We start from the raw sequence: 16,606 nt of genomic DNA, 5'->3' as shown, positions 1-16,606 counted from the left end.
GGAGTCCGTTAGAAGAGGTTTTTAAACCTCTTTCTTCACTGGATTGAGCCGAATGTGCAGATCGCGCAACTGAGCCTGCGAGACTTCTGACGGGGCATTCATCAAAAGATCATTGGCCTGCTGGTTCATCGGGAACATCGTGATCTCGCGCAGGTTCTTTGCGCCGACGAGCAGCATAACGATACGATCAATGCCAGCCGCCATGCCGCCATGCGGAGGTGCGCCATACTGGAAGGCTCGGTAGAGAGCACCAAAACGTTCCTCGACCGTCTCTCGCGAATGACCGACAGCCTCGAAAGCCCTGACCATGGTTTCCGGCAAATGGTTGCGGATGCCACCCGAAGCGATCTCGAAACCATTGCAGACCATGTCGTACTGGAACGCCTTGATCGATAGGGGATCCTGGTTTTCCAGCGCCTCAATTCCACCCTGCGGCATGGAAAACGGATTGTGGGCGAAGTCGATCTTCTTCTCGTCTTCGAGCCACTCGAAGAACGGGAAATCGATAATCCAGCATAGCTTGAACTGATCGCGGTCGACGAGGTTCAGTTCTTCGCCGGCGCGTGTACGGGCGCTACCCGCAAATGAGACGAACTTTTTCGGATCGCCGGCAACGAAGAAGGCCGCATCGCCATCGTCGAGACCCAGCTGGATGCGCAGCGCTTCGGTGCGTTCCGGACCAATATTCTTGGCAAGAGGGCCTGCCCCTTCAAGATTGTCGCCTTCCTTGCGCCAGAAGATATAGCCCAGGCCCGGCTGGCCTTCGCTTTGCGCCCAGGAATTCATGCGGTCGCAAAAAGCGCGCGAACCACCGGTTTTCGCCGGAATCGCCCAGACCTCGACCTTCGGATCGTTGGCGATCATGTTGGCGAAAACCTTGAAGCCGGAACCGGCGAAGTGCTCGGTCACCGCCTGCATTTCAATCGGGTTGCGCAGGTCCGGCTTGTCCGAACCATATTTCCGCATGGCGTCGTCATAGGTGATCCGCGGGAATTCCTGCGTCACAGGCTTGCCGTCGGCAAATTCCTCGAAAACGCCGCGCAAAACGGGTTCCATGGTCGAAAGCACGTCATTCTGCTCGACGAAGCTCATCTCGATATCGAGCTGGTAAAACTCGCCTGGAAGCCGGTCAGCGCGCGGGTCTTCATCACGGAAGCAGGGCGCGATCTGGAAGTAACGGTCGAAACCGGACATCATGATCAGCTGCTTGTACTGCTGCGGCGCCTGCGGCAGTGCGTAGAATTTGCCGGGATGAATGCGGCTCGGCACGAGGAAATCGCGCGCACCTTCGGGGGACGACGCCGTCAGGATCGGTGTCGAAAACTCGGTGAAACCGACATCGGTCATGCGGCGGCGCATCGCAGCGATGATCTTGGTCCGCGACATGATGTTCTTGTGCAAGCTATCGCGGCGCAGGTCGAGGAAGCGATACTTCAGGCGAATGTCTTCCGGATAATCGAGCTCGCCGAATACCGGCAAAGGCAATTCCTTTGCGGCAGACAGCACCTCGATTTCCCGAGCAAAGACTTCGATCTCGCCAGTCGGCATATTGGGGTTGATCGTGTCGTCCGTACGAGCCTTGACCTCGCCGTCAACGCGGATAACCCATTCACCGCGCACGGTTTCTGCCAGTTTGAAGGCTGGCGAGTCCGGGTTGGCGACGATCTGCGTCAAGCCATAATGGTCGCGGATATCGATGAACAGAATGCCGCCATGGTCGCGGACGCGATGGACCCAGCCGGAAAGACGAACAGTTGAACCTACGTCCGATTTACGCAAGGCGGCGCAGGTATGGCTGCGGTAACGGTGCATGATAAGTGCCTCTGATAGTGGGATGGACATGCGTGGAAAGCCCCGCAAGCGGTCCAGGAATTTGCGCGGACAAGCGCATTTTGAGGGTGATTTGTCAAGATCAGGATTGGACGGAGACAAACGCATATCCATTCGCTATAGAAATTTCATGACCATGATTACAACCACTGATCAGCTTGAACAGGCTGTTGCCGCCCTCACCCAATCCGATTTCGTGACAGTCGATACGGAATTTATCCGGGAGACCACCTTCTGGCCGGAGCTTTGCGTCATACAGCTTGCCTCGCCTGACCACACGGCGATCGTCGATGCTTTGGCGCCGGGCCTTGATCTAGCTGCGTTTTTCAAGCTGATGGCCGACGAAAAAATCGTCAAGGTGTTCCACGCCGCGCGGCAGGATATCGAAATCATCTTTCACCTCGGCAATCTGATCCCGCATCCGGTATTCGACACACAGGTCGCGGCGATGGTCTGCGGCTTCGGCGATGCAATCGCTTACGACCAGTTGGTGCAACGGATCGTTGGAGCGCAGATCGATAAATCGTCGCGATTCACCGACTGGCGGCGGCGTCCTCTCTCGGAAAAGCAGCTCGACTATGCGCTGGCCGACGTCACCCATCTGCGCGACATTTACCTGCATCTCAAAAGCAGTCTCGAAGCGGAAGGCCGCACGGAGTGGGTTCTCGATGAGATGAAGATCCTCACCGCACGCGAGACCTACGACATGCATCCGGATGATGCCTGGAAGCGGCTGAAGATGCGCCTGCGCAAGCCGGTGGAGCTTGCTGTCCTGCGCAGCGTCGCCGCCTGGCGCGAGCGGGAAGCACGTGAACGCAATGTGCCACGCGGCCGGGTCATCAAGGATGACGCCATCTACGAAATCGCCCAGCAGCAGCCGCGCGATGCGGAAGCGATGTCACGTTTGCGAACGATTCCAAAGGGTTGGGAGCGTTCGAGTATGGCTACCGGCCTGCTCAATGCTGTCAATCTCGCGCTGGATCTGCCCAAGGAAGACATGCCGCGTCTGCCAAAATCCGTGCAGTCGCCAGAAGGCGCCGGTGCAGCGGCCGAGCTTTTGAAGGTGCTGTTGCGGCTCGTTACCGAGGAGCACGGCGTTGCCGCAAAGGTTGTCGCCACCACCGACGAGATCGACAGGATCGCCGCGGAAGGCGATGCGGATGACATTCCAGCGCTGCAGGGATGGCGCCGCGAGGTGTTTGGCGAGAAGGCGCTGCAGCTCATCAACGGCGGGCTCTGCCTCAAATTCGAGAACAAGAAGATACGCGCCGTAAAATGGCCGGACGCCAGCACCGCAACCGAAAACAACCAAATTTCTACTCTCGATTGAAATTCTTGCGCCGGATTCGATGATTCTTGCATGGGAATTGATCATTCCTGTGCAGGAATCGCAAAATCTTGTGTGATTTCTATCCCAGGACCAAACAGGTTTACTCGAAACATATAGTTCGGTCGTGACCGAAGCATCGAGCCATCGATTTCTTGCATCGATCATGTGCCTGGTTCGACAAGCTCGCCATAGGGAGAAAGGTTGATTGCAGTGATAATCGTTGAGGTTGCTGTTCTCGGCTTTTGCAACTCACTCACTCCCGCATGGGGAGGTCGTCGCACCACCCACAATATTCATGCAGCAAAAATTGAGTAGACCATCATGACCACATCGACGCTCCCTGCCCCGTCGCTTGCAAAAGAAATCGCCCTCCTCGCCGTTCTCGCGACGCTGTGGGGCGCGTCCTATACGTTCATCAAGATCGGCGTCGAAACCATTCCGCCTGTCACCTTCATCGCGGCACGGACGCTCATCGCCGGCGGGTTGCTTCTGGCGATCATCAGGATGCGCGGATTATCGCTGCCACGCGCCCCTGCCATCTGGAAACGCTTCTTTATCCAGGCCTGCATCAACAGTGTCGTTCCGTTCACGCTCATCGCCTGGGCGGAGCTGACTGTGAATGCCGGACTCGCAACAATCCTTAATTCGACGACGCCAATCTTCACCTTCCTTCTGACCGTCCTGATCACGCGTCATGAAGCCGTGACAGCCCGCAAGCTTTTCGGCGTGGTTGCCGGTGTCATCGGCATCAGCCTCATCATCGGTCTTGAAGCGTTTCACGGCGTAGGCAAGGAAGCGCTGGCGCAACTGGCGATTGTGGCCGCGACCATCTCCTATGCCGCGGCGGCAATCTTCGGCCGAGGTTTCAAGGGGCTCGACCCAATGATGCCCGCCGCCGGCTCGCTCCTCTGCGGAGCGGTGCTGCTCATTCCGGTCAGCCTCGTCATCGACCAGCCCTGGACCGTCGTGCCATCGGCACACTCGATCCTGGCACTACTCGGCCTGTCGATTTTTTCGACCGCCCTCGCCTTCGTGATCTATTTCCGCTTGATCCACACATTGGGTTCGGTCAGCACCACATCACAAGCCTATCTTCGTGTGCCGATCGGCGTCGGTATCGGCGTCCTCTTCCTTGGCGAAAGCCTCAATCCGACCGCATGGATTGGCCTTGTCTGCGTCATTGCGGGCGTCGCAGCAATGACGCTGCCAACCCGCCGGAGAGCGGCGGTCACGGCGGGGTGAACAGCGTTTCGGCAGCAGGCAAGATACGCTCGCGCACCATGCCGCCGCCTGGGGATCGATGATCATCGTGCCGGCGCATCCGGCCATCTCAATGCGACAAGCGGCCATGGCCCCTGGACGGAAGGCTCCATGGTCTTCGCGCAATTCCTGTCGCGCCTTTAACCGGCGACCCCCTGCCCGCGACACGACCTACGCCAGTCATCCTTGTCCTTGGGACAAGCCCGTGGATGTCCCGAGGATGGACGGCCAGGGAGTATACAGAGTTGTACGGAGAGGGAGTGCAACGGTGGTGCACCAGACGCCCCTTGGGACGGAATGCATAGTCCTATAGCGCAAACGGGCTACATTTTTCGATGTATCTCTACAATGCCCATTCCCCTTCCAGTCATACACAAGGACTACACGCCGACCTTTCGATTTGTTGCGTATCACCGAATCCCTAAGCAATTCTATTTGCGTCCCTTCGCCTAAAGGAGCAGACTGCGGGCGAAGGCGGCAGCATGGGTAAGAGTTTCGGGGGGAAGCTATCATGCCGCTCGACCATTCAATTTTCACGCAGCTCGGAATTTACGACGGACCGTGGAACCGCCCCGTCAACAACCCGCTGCTCGGCACCACGGGTAACGACGATATTCACATTACCAACATTGTCGCCGGCCTCGTTGTCAGGGGCATGGCCGGCAACGACCGAATCTCCGTCGACGACGGTAGCGCCAATATCCTCACCACCGTCAATGGCGGCGATGGCAGCGACCAGCTCTATGGCAATAACGGTGTCGACGTCATCGGTGGCGGCAACGGCAACGACTTTATCCAGGGCGGCCTTGGCGCCGACATCATGTCCGGCGGCGCCGGCATCGACACGCTGAGTTATGCGGGCTTCACAGGCAGCCCCGTCGTCATCGACTTGAGCCAGCTGAATGGGCTCGGCAACGGCAAGCCATCGGCGGCCGCCGATTTCATCCTCCGGGGCGGCAGGGCGGATCGCGGCGCACAGCGCGGCTATCCGCCCTGCATTTGACAGATACCCCACCTGCGACGGCAATGAACATACTTTTCATTCACCAGAACATGCCGGGACAGTTCAAGCATCTCGCCCCGGCCTTGGGGCGCGATCCGGGAAATCGGGTCGCCTTCCTCACCAAACGCGACGACGTCATGTTACCCGGCGTTGCGCGGGTGACCTATAGGCCACCGCGCGACGTGCGCAAAGACACCCATCCTTATTTGCGGCTTCACGAGAGCGCCATGCTGCACGGTCAGCAGGTCGTGCGGGCGATTGAGGCAATGTCGCGCGAAGGCTTCAAGCCCGATCTCGTCATTGGCCATCCGGGCTGGGGCGAACTGCTGTTCGTCAAGGACGTGCTCCCTCAGGTGCCGGTGATCAGCTATTGCGAGTTCTTCTACCGGGGATCGGACCTCGCGTTCGATTCCGGCGAGATCGCCAATATCGATGCAATCTGTCGTTCGCGGGCACAGAATAGCCATTTGCTGCTCAGTCTTGAGGCCTGTGACATCGGGATCAGCCCCACCCACTGGCAGAAGAGCGTTCACCCGGACGCCTTTCACAGCAAAATCGAGGTGATCTTCGACGGCATCGATACCGATCGCGTCAATCCGGATGGCGACGAGACGCTGACCCTACCCGATGGGACCGCCGTTCGCCGGGACGACGAACTCATCACCTATGCCGCGCGTAATCTCGAACCCTATCGCGGTTTCCCGACCTTCATGCGCGCACTTCCTGAGATCATGCACCGCCGGCCGAACGCGCAAGTCGTCATTGTCGGCGGCGATGATGTCAGCTATGGGTCCAAACCGGAAGAACACCCCAACTGGCGCGAAGCAATGCTTGCGGAGGTCGCGGTCGATCGCTCACGCGTGCATTGTATCGGCAAGCTGCCCTATCTCGACTTTCTTGCGCTGCTACGGACATCCCGCGCCCATGTCTATTTGACCTATCCGTTCGTGCTAAGCTGGTCATGCCTCGAAGCGATGGCTTGCGGCGCACTCGTTATCGGGTCCAACACGCCGCCAGTTTGCGAGGTGATCGAGCATGATCGCAATGGGCTACTGACTGATTTCTTCGATCATGCAGCACTTGCCGATAAGATCTGTCATGCATTGGCCGAGCCGCAAGCATTCGCGCAGCATCGCTTACGCGCACGCCAAACGATCGTGGAGCGTTACGCCTTACCCGACTGCGTCGATAGGCAACTCGGTCTCGTCAAGCAAGTCATGGCAGGAGGCAACCAACTTACACGTTAAACGGCGCGACAAAGGCGTTGGGCAAGGAACGGGGCCCGGTGGACCACCTCATCCCGAGGGATTAACTCCCTATCCTGTGCCTTCATTCTCCGCGCCTTTGCTGGAAGCGGTCAACGGGAGTGATTGACGTGAACGAAACGACGCTCATCCTGCTTTCGATCGTCATGATCGTCGGCGCCTATATTTTCTACGGTTTCCCCGCATGAAACTCCAGGAGAACGGTCTCAGCCCTTTATCGCATCAAGCAGCGCTTGCACGCCGAGCGTGAGATAGGCAGTGTCCACGGAAAGAGGAATATAGGTATAGCCGAGACCAGCGAAGCGTTTTGCCAGCGCGGGAGTCGCAGCGTAGATCGCGCAGAGCTTGCCCGCCGACTTGGTCTTCGCGGCAATCTGCATCAGCGGCTCGATGATAGCCTCGGAAGCCGCATCCACCTCCTGCCCGTCGCTCCAGGCAATGGAGAAATCCGAAGGGCCAACAAACACACCATCGATACCGTCCACCTCAAGAATGTAATCCAGCGCCTCATAGGCGGCGCGGGTCTCGATCATGGCGAAGGAAAGCGTCTGATCATTCACCTCGCGCAAATATCCGCCGGAGCCGCCGGCGCCATAGCTTGAGGGACGACCGCGCATCTGGCCCCAGGAACGTTCGCCGAGCGGGGGATATTTCATCGCGGCTGCAAAAAGCTTTGCATCGTGGACGCTGTTGATCATCGGCGCGACGACGCCTTCAACGCCGAAATCCAGCGCGCGGCTCGCCATGTCGAAACGACCGACCGGGATGCGCACCAGCGCATGCTTTTGAACGCTCCGCAGGATGCCGGTGAGCGCGGCGACGCTCGCGGTATCGTGCGGGCCATGTTGCATATCGAAGAGCACGGCATCGAGCGGTGTACGGGCAAGCGCCTCCATCGCGAAAGGATCGGTCAGATGCGACCAGCCAGAATAGATGATTTCGCCAGATTTCAGACGCGATGCGAGCGACATGGGAGATTCCTCGTGTGGTGTTTTGCGCGAGTATGGGAACGCGGGAGCAGACTGGTCAAGGGCGATGGTGAAATTCCGACATTTGCCAAGCGCGTTTGGAACAAATGCGTGACGGGATCGATTGTAGGGTCGAAATCGTGTAAACTAACGATAATGTGAGTCCTATCACCAAAGCAATTATGGTGCAGATGACAGTTTTCCATGATGGAAACGAGCAGAAATTCATAGAAGAGACCGGGCTAAGAGACGAAATTCTCTACAACCTCCTGCTATCGCAGGATGAAAGTCAGGTTCTCATCGCTCTCTACGACCAGAATGATGTTTTGCGCTACGCCAACAAGAGCTGGCGAGCGGCCTATCATATTGCACCTGGCGAAGAGGTCGCATGGGGGGTGCTGATGCGCCGGAATTTCGAGGCCGGGCTCGGGACGGTGCTCGCAACCAAAAATTTCGACGAATGGCTGATATCGACCCAGTCGCGCCGGGGAAAGGTGCCGTTTCGCGCTTTTGAGACAGATGTGGTCGATGGCCGTTGGCTCTGGATGACGGAATCGGTCCAACGGAACGGCTGGATGCTTTGTACGGCCAGTGACGTTACGCCGTTACGCACGGACGACCGCCGCTTGCGGCAGGACCGCGATCTCGCATTGCGTGCTTCGCAGACGGACGAACTGACCGGCGTTGGCAACCGGCGTTTCATCATGACCAGGCTCGAGGAGCTGACAAGGCGCGAATTGCCGCCTGATGAGCCTCTGAAAGGCTGTGTCGCGGTGCTCGATATCGATCATTTCAAGGCGATCAACGATGGTTACGGGCATCAGGCCGGTGATCAGGTTTTGCTCGATTTCGCACGGCACGCGCATAGTTTTGTGCGGCGGCTCGATTGTTTTGGACGGATCGGCGGTGAGGAATTCATGCTGATCCTGCCCGACACACCACTAGAAACCGGCATCGGCATTCTTGAGCGCGTGTTGGAGCGGATCAGGTTGGCCCGCCCTTTGCAGAATTGGCCGGACCTTGCTTATACATGTTCGGTCGGGATTACGGCATTGCGTCCCGGCGATACGGCACAAGATCTTTTCGCCCGCGCTGACCTTGCTCTTTATGAGGCGAAGCTCGGTGGGCGAAACCATGTCAGCGTTATTTGACGTGAGGAGTGGGCCGATAAGGCTAGACTCGCTGCGCAAGCCATGCGCCCCAGAAAAGGCTCGAAAAGAAACGCAAAGGTGCTTCGAAGCCCGCAGCCGACAAGAGCGAGAATACGGCTTCTTCGGATACAGGCGGGTCGGCGCCCTGCAAAATCTTCGCCATCTTCGCCTCTATCTCGGAAGAGCTCGCACCATGCAGCCGCCATCTTTCGGCCCATGCCGCCATGAGCAAGGGCTGAGACGCATATGTGCGATAATTGCCCGCGATGACGAACGGCGCACCCGGCTTCAGCCGTGTCGATACCTGTTTCAGAATATCGGCCTTCATCTGCGCACCCGGCAGATGGTGCAGCACGCCGATCATCACTGCCGCATCAAATGGCTCTTGTGCCACTATGTCGGAGACGTTGCCGAGCATGCATTGCACGCGGGTTTGAATGCCGGCTTCGACAATATTGCTCTGCGCGAGCTCCAGCATCGGCTCGGATGGGTCGACTGCGACAAAATCCCAATTCGGTCCGAGCTTCGCCGAAGAGATAATCTCGCCCGCGGTTCCTCCAGCGCCCACCCCCAGAATTCGAGCCGGTCGATCATGTCCGAGATGTGTAGCCAGCATGCAAGCGGTAAGCTCGTGGCATGCGTCATAGCCTGCGAGTGCGATCCGGCTTTGTCGAGCATATTCGTTGGCACGAGCTGCGTCGAACTTTGCCGAGGAAGGTTCTACCACGCGAAATCTCCAAATGGCCGAGGCATCTTACGGAAAAAAGCCGCCCAGCGGGCGGCTTTTTCCGGTTCTGAAGGGCGGCAGAAAATCAGGGAGCGCCTTCGATTTGCTGTATGGCCTCGATCATCAACTCTTCCATCTTGCGACGGATGCGGTGGTCGGAGGTGTCTATTCCGGCGGCATCGAAATCGGCCCGGATCTTGCGGAAGACATCGTCGTCGCCTGCTTCCTGGAAATCCGCCTTGATGACCTCTTTTACATAAGCGTCGGCGGTTTCATCGGTCTTGCCGAGCTTTTCCGCCGCCCAGATGCCAAGAAGCTTGTTACGCCGGGCCTCCGCCCTGAAACGCACTTCTGCGTCATGCGCATACTTGTTTTCAAAGGCGTTTTCGCGATCTTGCATTGTCATCCTCTCTTGCTCCCGCAAATTGTGTCTTGCTTAGTAATACAATCATGTATCAGGCGTTTTTCAGGCAGGTCCCGATGTTTTTGTCTTGTTCGTTTCCCATATAATCATTCCGTGCAAAATCAAAAGTCTCAATCGATCATCACTGGTTTCAAATTGTCGTAGAACCAGCATATAACCCATAAATCGGGGGAGCTCCATAAAGGATCATTGTAGAATGCTTGCTTTTGCGATAGTTAGCGCGCCAACATGACGGCCAAGACCCAAGGCCGACCGATAACTCCAATACCAGAGAATCCGCAATGAACCGTCGCCGCCGTGTCTACGAAGGCAAAGCAAAGATCCTTTACGAAGGACCAGAACCAGGCACACTCGTCCAGCATTTCAAAGACGACACAACTGTGCTTCACCCCAAGAAAACCCAAGTAATCGACGGCAAGGGCGTCCTCAACAACCGCATTTCCGAATATATCTTCACCCAGCTCAACCGCATGGGCATCCCGACGCACTTTATACGCCGCATGAACATGCGCGAGCAGCTGATCAAGGAAGTCGAGATCATCCCGCTGCAGGTTGTCGTGCGCAACATCGCGGCCGGCTCGCTGGCAAAGCGCCTCGGCATCGAGGAAGGCACCGTGCTGCCGCGCTCGATCATCGAGTTCTACTACAAGAACGATGAGCTTGATGACCCGATGGTCTCCGAGGAGCACATTACGGCCTTCGGCTGGGCTGCACCGCAGGAAATCGATGACATCATGGCGCTCGCCATCCGCATCAACGACTTCTTGAGCGGACTGTTTCTCGGTGTCGGCATCCAGCTCGTCGATTTCAAGATCGAATGCGGCCGGCTTTACGAAGGGGAAATGATGCGCATCGTGCTGGCCGACGAATTCTCGCCCGACAGCGCCCGCCTCTGGGACGCGCAGACGAGCGAGAAGATGGACAAGGACCGGTTTCGCCGCGATATGGGCGGCCTGATCGAGGCCTATCAGGAAGTTGCGCGCCGTCTCGGCATCATGAATGAAAACGAACCGACGCGGCCTGCCGGGCCCGTTCTGGTCAAGTAACACCGGAGAAGACAGATCGATGAAGGCACGTGTCACTGTAACCTTGAAGAATGGCGTTCTTGACCCCCAGGGCAAGGCGATCGTCGGTGCTCTCGGCAGCCTCGGTTTCGAGGGTGTCGGCTCGGTTCGCCAGGGCAAGGTTTTCGACGTCGAACTCGATACGACGGACCGCGCCAGCGCTGAAGCGAACCTTAAGGCGATGTGCGACAAGCTGCTGGCAAATACGGTGATCGAGGATTATGCTGTCGTCATTGATTGACGCATCGGAGATTTTCAATGATCGAAGTGACTCAAGCTGTGATTTATGAAATTTTGAAGAAAATTCAGGCGGACGTTTCGTATTTGAAAGATGGTCACCGTGACTTACGCCACGATAATAATAGTATTCGTAGCCAAATCCATTTGATGCAGGGTGATCTGAATAATCTGCATGGCAACGTTACGCAAATTTTGGATCGTCTCGATCGTATCGAAACCCGCCTCGATCTTCGGGAATTCGCAGAAGCACAAGCAAGGTTTGAACCACACCCATGAAATCGGCAGTTGTACTCCTTCCCGGCCTTAACCGCGACCGCGACATGATTGCGGCGTTGACGAAGATTTCCGGCGTTGCACCGCATACGGTATGGCAGACGGATACGGAAATTCCCGATGTCGATCTGATTGTGATCCCCGGCGGCTTTTCCTACGGCGATTACCTGCGCTGCGGCGCCATCGCCGCGCGCATGCCCGTAATGGAGGCGATCCGCGAGAAAGCCAACAAGGGCGTCATGGTGATGGGCGTGTGCAATGGCTTCCAGATTCTGGTGGAAGCCGGCCTCCTGCCCGGTGCGCTGATGCGCAATGCCTCGCTGAAATTCGTTTGCCGCCAGGTGAAACTCGAAGTGACCAATGCCAATACGCCGTTCACCCGCGGCTATTCGCATGGTCAGATCATCCAGTGCCCTGTCGCACATCATGATGGCAATTATTTTGCCGACGCTGAGACGCTTGCCCGCATCGAGGGCGACGGCCAGGTCGTGTTTCGCTATGCCGAAGGCACCAACCCGAACGGCTCGATGAACGATATTGCGGGTATCATCAACAAGAATGGTAACGTGCTGGGGCTGATGCCGCATCCGGAAAACCTGATCGAAGCGGCTCATGGCGGCACCGATGGCCGTGCGCTGTTCACGGGCGTGCTGGGCATCGCCGCCTGAGGGCCCGTCTGGAAACTCCACGTTCCAAACAGGCTCTAAAGGTGATGTTGTAGCTGTACGCCTATCGCGTCCCGTCAGCGTTTAGCTGATAACCATCCTGATATTCTTGCCTGTCAGCCTTGCGAGTTGCTGCAGGCGGCCTTCCGGCACATCGCCTATCAGGTCAGCCTTACTCTTGTCGATCACAAGCTCGAGCCCGTCCGCCGTCGTCTTCCAGGAAAGCTTGGGGACCACACCGGACATGGATGCGGAAAACGGATAGGTGATGCGCATGACCGCTGCGAGGACCCTCGAATATTCGAGCAAGCGCGGGCTGGCGATGGCGGCAAGTTCGGGATCCGCCACACTGTTGGTAATACCCTCGTGCCGGAAGAAATTGGCGAGCGCAATATAGGCGCGTCCGGGATGATCGATACCGATGAAGGAGGCGTTTGAAATCATGTTCAGCGCCTGGCTTCCGCGGTAATCCGGATGCGCGCGCCAGCTGATATCCGCGACCAGACAGGCGGCACGACGATAGCGTTTTTCATCCTCGGATTCTTCATAGCCGAGAGCGGCAAACGCCTCTCCACTCCATTCCGCGAGCTCCCGCGCATAGGCAGGCGAGCGGGCGCGCAAAACCGCCAGTTCTTCTGCTGCCGAGATCAGCGGATCTTCCAGTCGATCGCTCTCCGACAGGAGCGAGTAGAGGAAGCCCTCGCGCACGCCGATCGCCGAGAAGACGACGTTGGAAGGCCGCATCAACCGGATGGTTTCGAGAAGGGCTATGGCACCGTAAGACAGGAGCGAACGGCGGTTTTTGGAAACGTCCTCGATGCCACGCATATAATCAAGATCGCCTGCCGCTACGAGCTTGAGGAAGCGTTGGGCTTCATCAAACGGGATCTCATAATGATGCATGACATGGAGCGGGTAGTGCTTGGCACTCATGTGCAGCTTAGCAAGATTTCGCCATGTGCCACCAACCGCATAAAACGCCCTGCCCTTGCCATTGCCCAGCAGCTTTGCCGACGCGAGATGTTTTCTTGCAAGATCCGTGGCCTTGTTCAAATCGCCGTCGGACATGTCCTGCAGGCGCAGACCGCCAAGCGGAAGGGTGATGCCATCGCCGATCTGACTGCCTTTGATATCGACAAGTTCCAGACTGCCGCCGCCAAGATCGCCGGCTATGCCGTCCGGATCATGGAAGCCAGAAATAATGCCAAGCGCGGAGAAATAGGCCTCCTCCCTGCCCGAAAGAACCTTGATCGGCTCTTTGAGCAGCGCTTCGGCTTCCCGGATGAATTGTGAGCCGTTCTCGGCCTCGCGCGCTGCGGCTGTCGCCAGAACGTCGAGCGAAACGGCCCCGGCCTGATCGGCCAGCGCGCGAAAACGACGCAAAGCACGCAGCGCGCTCTGTACTGCCTTCGCATTCAGCTTGCCGGTTTTCGCCAGCCCCTTGCCGAGGCCGCAGAGTATCTTCTCATTGAACAGAACGGTGGGAGACCGGTTTACGCCTTCATACACCACCAGACGTACAGAGTTCGAACCGATATCGATGACAGCAGCTGGTTGACGCCCCTGCACGCGTCCTTGTGCAGCCGATATCATGAGAGAATCGGACGGTAAGTATGGCGCAGTTCTGTTTCCCGGATGGCGGGACAATCCACGCGGAAGGTGGCGAGGCCGATGTTTACCCATCGGACGATGCCGCCTGACAAAGTGGGTGTCCGCCAGCCGGAAACCCGAAGGGCCGGGTGAATTTGGCCCAATTCCTTGGGGCTTCGGCTTCGTCCGATGCAAAGGCATCGCCCTCGCCAAATCCCTCGACCTTGAGCCAAATTCCCTCCGGCAGAATGCGTCATATTTATCGTCCGAGGCTCTAAGCCTTATTTCTCTTTGACCGCTTGCGATGCGCAATCAATCGCGGTGCTGAAGACTTCAGCGACTTGCCACGGCCTGAAAGGCTGGGATTTGTCATGAAATATTCCTGTGCGTTAAAAGCTTCTTCCCCGTCAGCAGGTGTGATCCGACGCGACGTTCCGTCTGCTAGTAACTCGTAACTCTGCTGATTGTCGAGAAGGTTCGCCAACATAATCTGTGAAAGAACCTGTTGATGCACTGTTGGATTGGTGATCGGCACCAGCGTCTCGACGCGGCGATCGAGATTGCGGGTCATCATGTCGGCAGAGCCCAAATAAACCCGTGCCTTTTCTGACGGCATCGCTTCACCGTTGCCAAAGCAGAAGATGCGGCTGTGTTCGAGAAAACGCCCAACGATGGATTTCGCGCGGATATTGTCAGAAAGGCCCGGGAGCTGCGGTCGAAGACAACAAATGCCTCGCACGACGAGATCGATCTCTACCCCTTGCCGGCCCGCGTCATAGAGGGCGTCGATAATCTCGGCGTCGACCAGGGAGTTCATCTTCATCCAGATCGAAGCCGGCCGCCCGGCCTTGGCATGAGCGATTTCCTCGGCAATGTGCTGCATGATGCGCGGGCGAAGTGTGATCGGCGAAACGGCAATGCCCATCTCGCCGGAGGGCGGCGTATAGCCCGTGATGAAGTTGAATATCTGCGCCACATCGCGACCGATAGAAGGCTCGCAGGTGAAGAATGACAAGTCGGTATAGATCTTCGCGGTGATCGGATGATAGTTTCCCGTCCCCAGATGCACGTAACTGCGCAACTTCGCCTCTTCACGGCGCACGATGAGAGACATCTTAGCGTGGGTCTTCCATTCGATAAACCCAAAGACGACCTGTACACCGGCACGTTCGAGATCGCGGGCCCAGCGGATATTGGCTTCCTCGTCGAAGCGGGCCTTGAGTTCGATAAGCGCCGTTACCGACTTGCCGGCATCGGCGGCATCAATCAGGGCACGCACGATCGGGCTGTCGTTCGACGTGCGATAGAGGGTCTGCTTGATCGCTACGACATCCGGATCGGCGGCAGCCTGGCGCAGGAACTGGACGACCACGTCGAAGGATTCGTAAGGATGGTGAACGACGATATCTTTTTCGCGGATAGCTGCAAAACAATCGCCGCCGTGCTCGCGAACGCGCTCGGGGAAACGTGGATTATAGGGCACGAACTTCAGATCGGCACGCGGGATGCTGACGATTTCCGAAATCATGTTGAGCGCAAGCAGTCCATCGAGAACGCTGATGCGATTGTCGGGAACACCGAGCTCGGTGGCAACGAAACTGCGCAGTGATTCCGGCATTTCATCGTCGAATTCGATGCGAATAACCTGACCGCGACGGCGCCGCTTGAGTGCCGTTTCGAACAGGCGCACCAAATCCTCTGCCTCCTCCTCGACCTCTATATCACTGTCGCGGATGATGCGGAAAGTACCGGCACCTTTAACCTCGTACCCCGGGAAAAGCCGCCCGGTGAACAGGCTGATCGCATCCTCCAGCGTGAGGAAGCGGAAACGACCCTTGTCGTCGGGAATTTGGATGAAGCGCCTTAACGCTTGAGGCAGACGCAGCAACGCTGTCATTGGACGATTGTCGGTGCTCCGGTTGAGGAGCATGGCGATCGAGAAACCAAGATTGGGAATGAATGGAAAAGGATGCGCCGGATCAATGGCAAGCGGCGTCAGAACGGGATAGATCGTTTCAAGGAAATGGTCTTCCAGCCAGGACTGCTCATTGGCGGTCAACCTGTCAGGACGAACGATCTCGATGTTTTCCTTGAGCATTTCCGCGCGCAAATCATCAAACCGGTGCTGCTGGGCAATCTGCAGCTTCACGACCTCATCGAGGACGAATTCCAGCTGTTCCTGGGGTGTGCGCCCATCGTCGCTGCGGTCTGAAACGCCAGCGCGTACCTGTCCTGCCAGTCCGGCGATACGCACCATGAAGAATTCATCGAGATTGGCTGCAGAGATGGAGAGGAAACGCAAACGTTCGAGCAACGGCTGGTGCGTGTTCTCGGCTTCTTCTAGAACGCGGCGATTGAACTGCAGCCAGGAGAACTCACGATTAACGAAGCGATCGACGCTGGTGTGCAAATTCGCCAGATCCACATTCTCCAGGGCCTGTGGAATCGCATTCGAATCCGCTTGTTCCAAGGCTTTCGGAATCGCGGATGATTGTTCGTTCATTGGTACTCTCCGACAAAAACGTCCCGTTAAAAATGGAAGACCCTTCGGCGCCCTTTGGAAATGGTCTCAGTGTCCGACTTGAAACTTTACTGCGGCGGTCATCCGGCGCGATTTTCTACACTTTCAGTGCTCACGCATCTTACGTACGTTGCACTCGTCGCGAAAGCGACCCCGAAAACCACGCCATATGTCGCCGCAGCGCCTTTCAAGACGGACGCTCAGGCGCTCACCGTAGACAAGTCTTTTGACAGTTTGATAGCAAGCGTCTTGAAATCGTCATCATATCGCTGAATTGCACTCTAGAGCGAAAAAC

General features: G+C 57.3%; 15 protein-coding genes and 1 pseudogene. 10 read left to right on the top strand and 6 right to left on the bottom strand.

Annotated features, from left to right (window positions below):
• Positions 1-21: 21 nt before the first annotated feature.
• Positions 22-1,812 carry an aspartate--tRNA ligase gene (gene aspS, locus J2X72_RS13775; protein WP_310073048.1) on the bottom strand — a complete coding sequence of 597 codons (1,791 nt, stop codon included), beginning with the start codon at positions 1,810-1,812 and terminating at the stop codon, positions 22-24.
• Positions 1,813-1,960: 148 nt separating this feature from the next.
• Between aspS and rnd the strand changes: the two genes are divergently transcribed.
• The 5 genes and pseudogenes from rnd to J2X72_RS13750 all read left to right on the top strand — a co-directional run bounded on the left by rnd (position 1,961) and on the right by J2X72_RS13750 (position 6,670).
• On the top strand, positions 1,961-3,160 hold the full coding sequence (rnd, locus tag J2X72_RS13770) for a ribonuclease D (RefSeq protein WP_310072738.1): 1,200 nt from the start codon (positions 1,961-1,963) through the stop codon (positions 3,158-3,160).
• A 321-nt stretch (positions 3,161-3,481) separates the two neighbouring features.
• Positions 3,482-4,402, top strand: a complete 921-nt coding sequence (locus tag J2X72_RS13765; protein ID WP_210002221.1) for a DMT family transporter — start codon at positions 3,482-3,484, stop codon at positions 4,400-4,402.
• Between the two features lie 40 nt (positions 4,403-4,442).
• A pseudogene (locus J2X72_RS13760) lies at positions 4,443-4,564 on the top strand (alpha/beta hydrolase); the annotation flags it as partial.
• 367 nt (positions 4,565-4,931) lie between these two features.
• A complete protein-coding gene (locus tag J2X72_RS13755) occupies positions 4,932-5,423 on the top strand; it encodes a hypothetical protein (RefSeq protein WP_310072735.1) in 492 nt (163 codons plus the stop codon).
• A 23-nt stretch (positions 5,424-5,446) separates the two neighbouring features.
• Complete coding sequence (locus J2X72_RS13750) at positions 5,447-6,670, top strand: glycosyltransferase family 4 protein (RefSeq protein WP_310072732.1); 1,224 nt, start codon at positions 5,447-5,449, stop codon at positions 6,668-6,670.
• 224 nt (positions 6,671-6,894) lie between these two features.
• On the opposite strand, the gene J2X72_RS13745 is transcribed toward J2X72_RS13750, so the two are convergent.
• Positions 6,895-7,659, bottom strand: a complete 765-nt coding sequence (locus J2X72_RS13745) for an aldolase/citrate lyase family protein (RefSeq protein ID WP_210002213.1) — start codon at positions 7,657-7,659, stop codon at positions 6,895-6,897.
• Between the two features lie 188 nt (positions 7,660-7,847).
• Between J2X72_RS13745 and J2X72_RS13740 the strand changes: the two genes are divergently transcribed.
• Positions 7,848-8,807, top strand: a complete 960-nt coding sequence (locus J2X72_RS13740; RefSeq protein ID WP_310072730.1) for a GGDEF domain-containing protein — start codon at positions 7,848-7,850, stop codon at positions 8,805-8,807.
• A gap of 22 nt (positions 8,808-8,829) precedes the next feature.
• On the opposite strand, the gene J2X72_RS13735 is transcribed toward J2X72_RS13740, so the two are convergent.
• On the bottom strand, positions 8,830-9,534 hold the full coding sequence (locus J2X72_RS13735) for a class I SAM-dependent methyltransferase (protein ID WP_310072727.1): 705 nt from the start codon (positions 9,532-9,534) through the stop codon (positions 8,830-8,832).
• Positions 9,535-9,619: 85 nt separating this feature from the next.
• Positions 9,620-9,940, bottom strand: coding sequence for a DUF1476 domain-containing protein (locus J2X72_RS13730; RefSeq protein ID WP_210002206.1), 321 nt, complete (start codon positions 9,938-9,940; stop codon positions 9,620-9,622).
• A gap of 299 nt (positions 9,941-10,239) precedes the next feature.
• Here J2X72_RS13730 and purC point away from each other — a divergent pair, with 299 nt between their 5' ends.
• From purC to purQ, 4 genes are read left to right on the top strand one after another with little or no spacing between them, the layout of a single operon-like run.
• Complete coding sequence (purC, locus tag J2X72_RS13725) at positions 10,240-11,004, top strand: phosphoribosylaminoimidazolesuccinocarboxamide synthase (RefSeq protein WP_112530810.1); 765 nt, start codon at positions 10,240-10,242, stop codon at positions 11,002-11,004.
• 19 nt (positions 11,005-11,023) lie between these two features.
• Complete coding sequence (gene purS, locus J2X72_RS13720) at positions 11,024-11,263, top strand: phosphoribosylformylglycinamidine synthase subunit PurS (protein ID WP_210002204.1); 240 nt, start codon at positions 11,024-11,026, stop codon at positions 11,261-11,263.
• A gap of 17 nt (positions 11,264-11,280) precedes the next feature.
• Positions 11,281-11,538, top strand: coding sequence for a hypothetical protein (locus tag J2X72_RS13715; RefSeq protein ID WP_310072723.1), 258 nt, complete (start codon positions 11,281-11,283; stop codon positions 11,536-11,538).
• A complete protein-coding gene (gene purQ, locus J2X72_RS13710) occupies positions 11,535-12,203 on the top strand; it encodes a phosphoribosylformylglycinamidine synthase subunit PurQ (protein WP_112530808.1) in 669 nt (222 codons plus the stop codon). Before J2X72_RS13715 ends, purQ begins: the two co-directional genes overlap by 4 nt.
• 81 nt (positions 12,204-12,284) lie before the next feature.
• On the opposite strand, the gene ppx is transcribed toward purQ, so the two are convergent.
• A complete protein-coding gene (gene ppx / locus J2X72_RS13705; RefSeq protein ID WP_210002200.1) occupies positions 12,285-13,793 on the bottom strand; it encodes an exopolyphosphatase in 1,509 nt (502 codons plus the stop codon).
• A 271-nt stretch (positions 13,794-14,064) separates the two neighbouring features.
• Positions 14,065-16,293 carry an RNA degradosome polyphosphate kinase gene (locus tag J2X72_RS13700; RefSeq protein ID WP_210002198.1) on the bottom strand — a complete coding sequence of 743 codons (2,229 nt, stop codon included), beginning with the start codon at positions 16,291-16,293 and terminating at the stop codon, positions 14,065-14,067.
• Positions 16,294-16,606: the final 313 nt, after the last annotated feature.

The organism is Phyllobacterium sp. 1468, assembly GCF_031455525.1.
In the GTDB taxonomy this organism is placed as follows: Bacteria; Pseudomonadota; Alphaproteobacteria; order Rhizobiales; family Rhizobiaceae; genus Phyllobacterium.
Note: the sequence above shows the minus strand (reverse complement) of the source record. Positions and strands in the feature narration are given on the sequence as shown.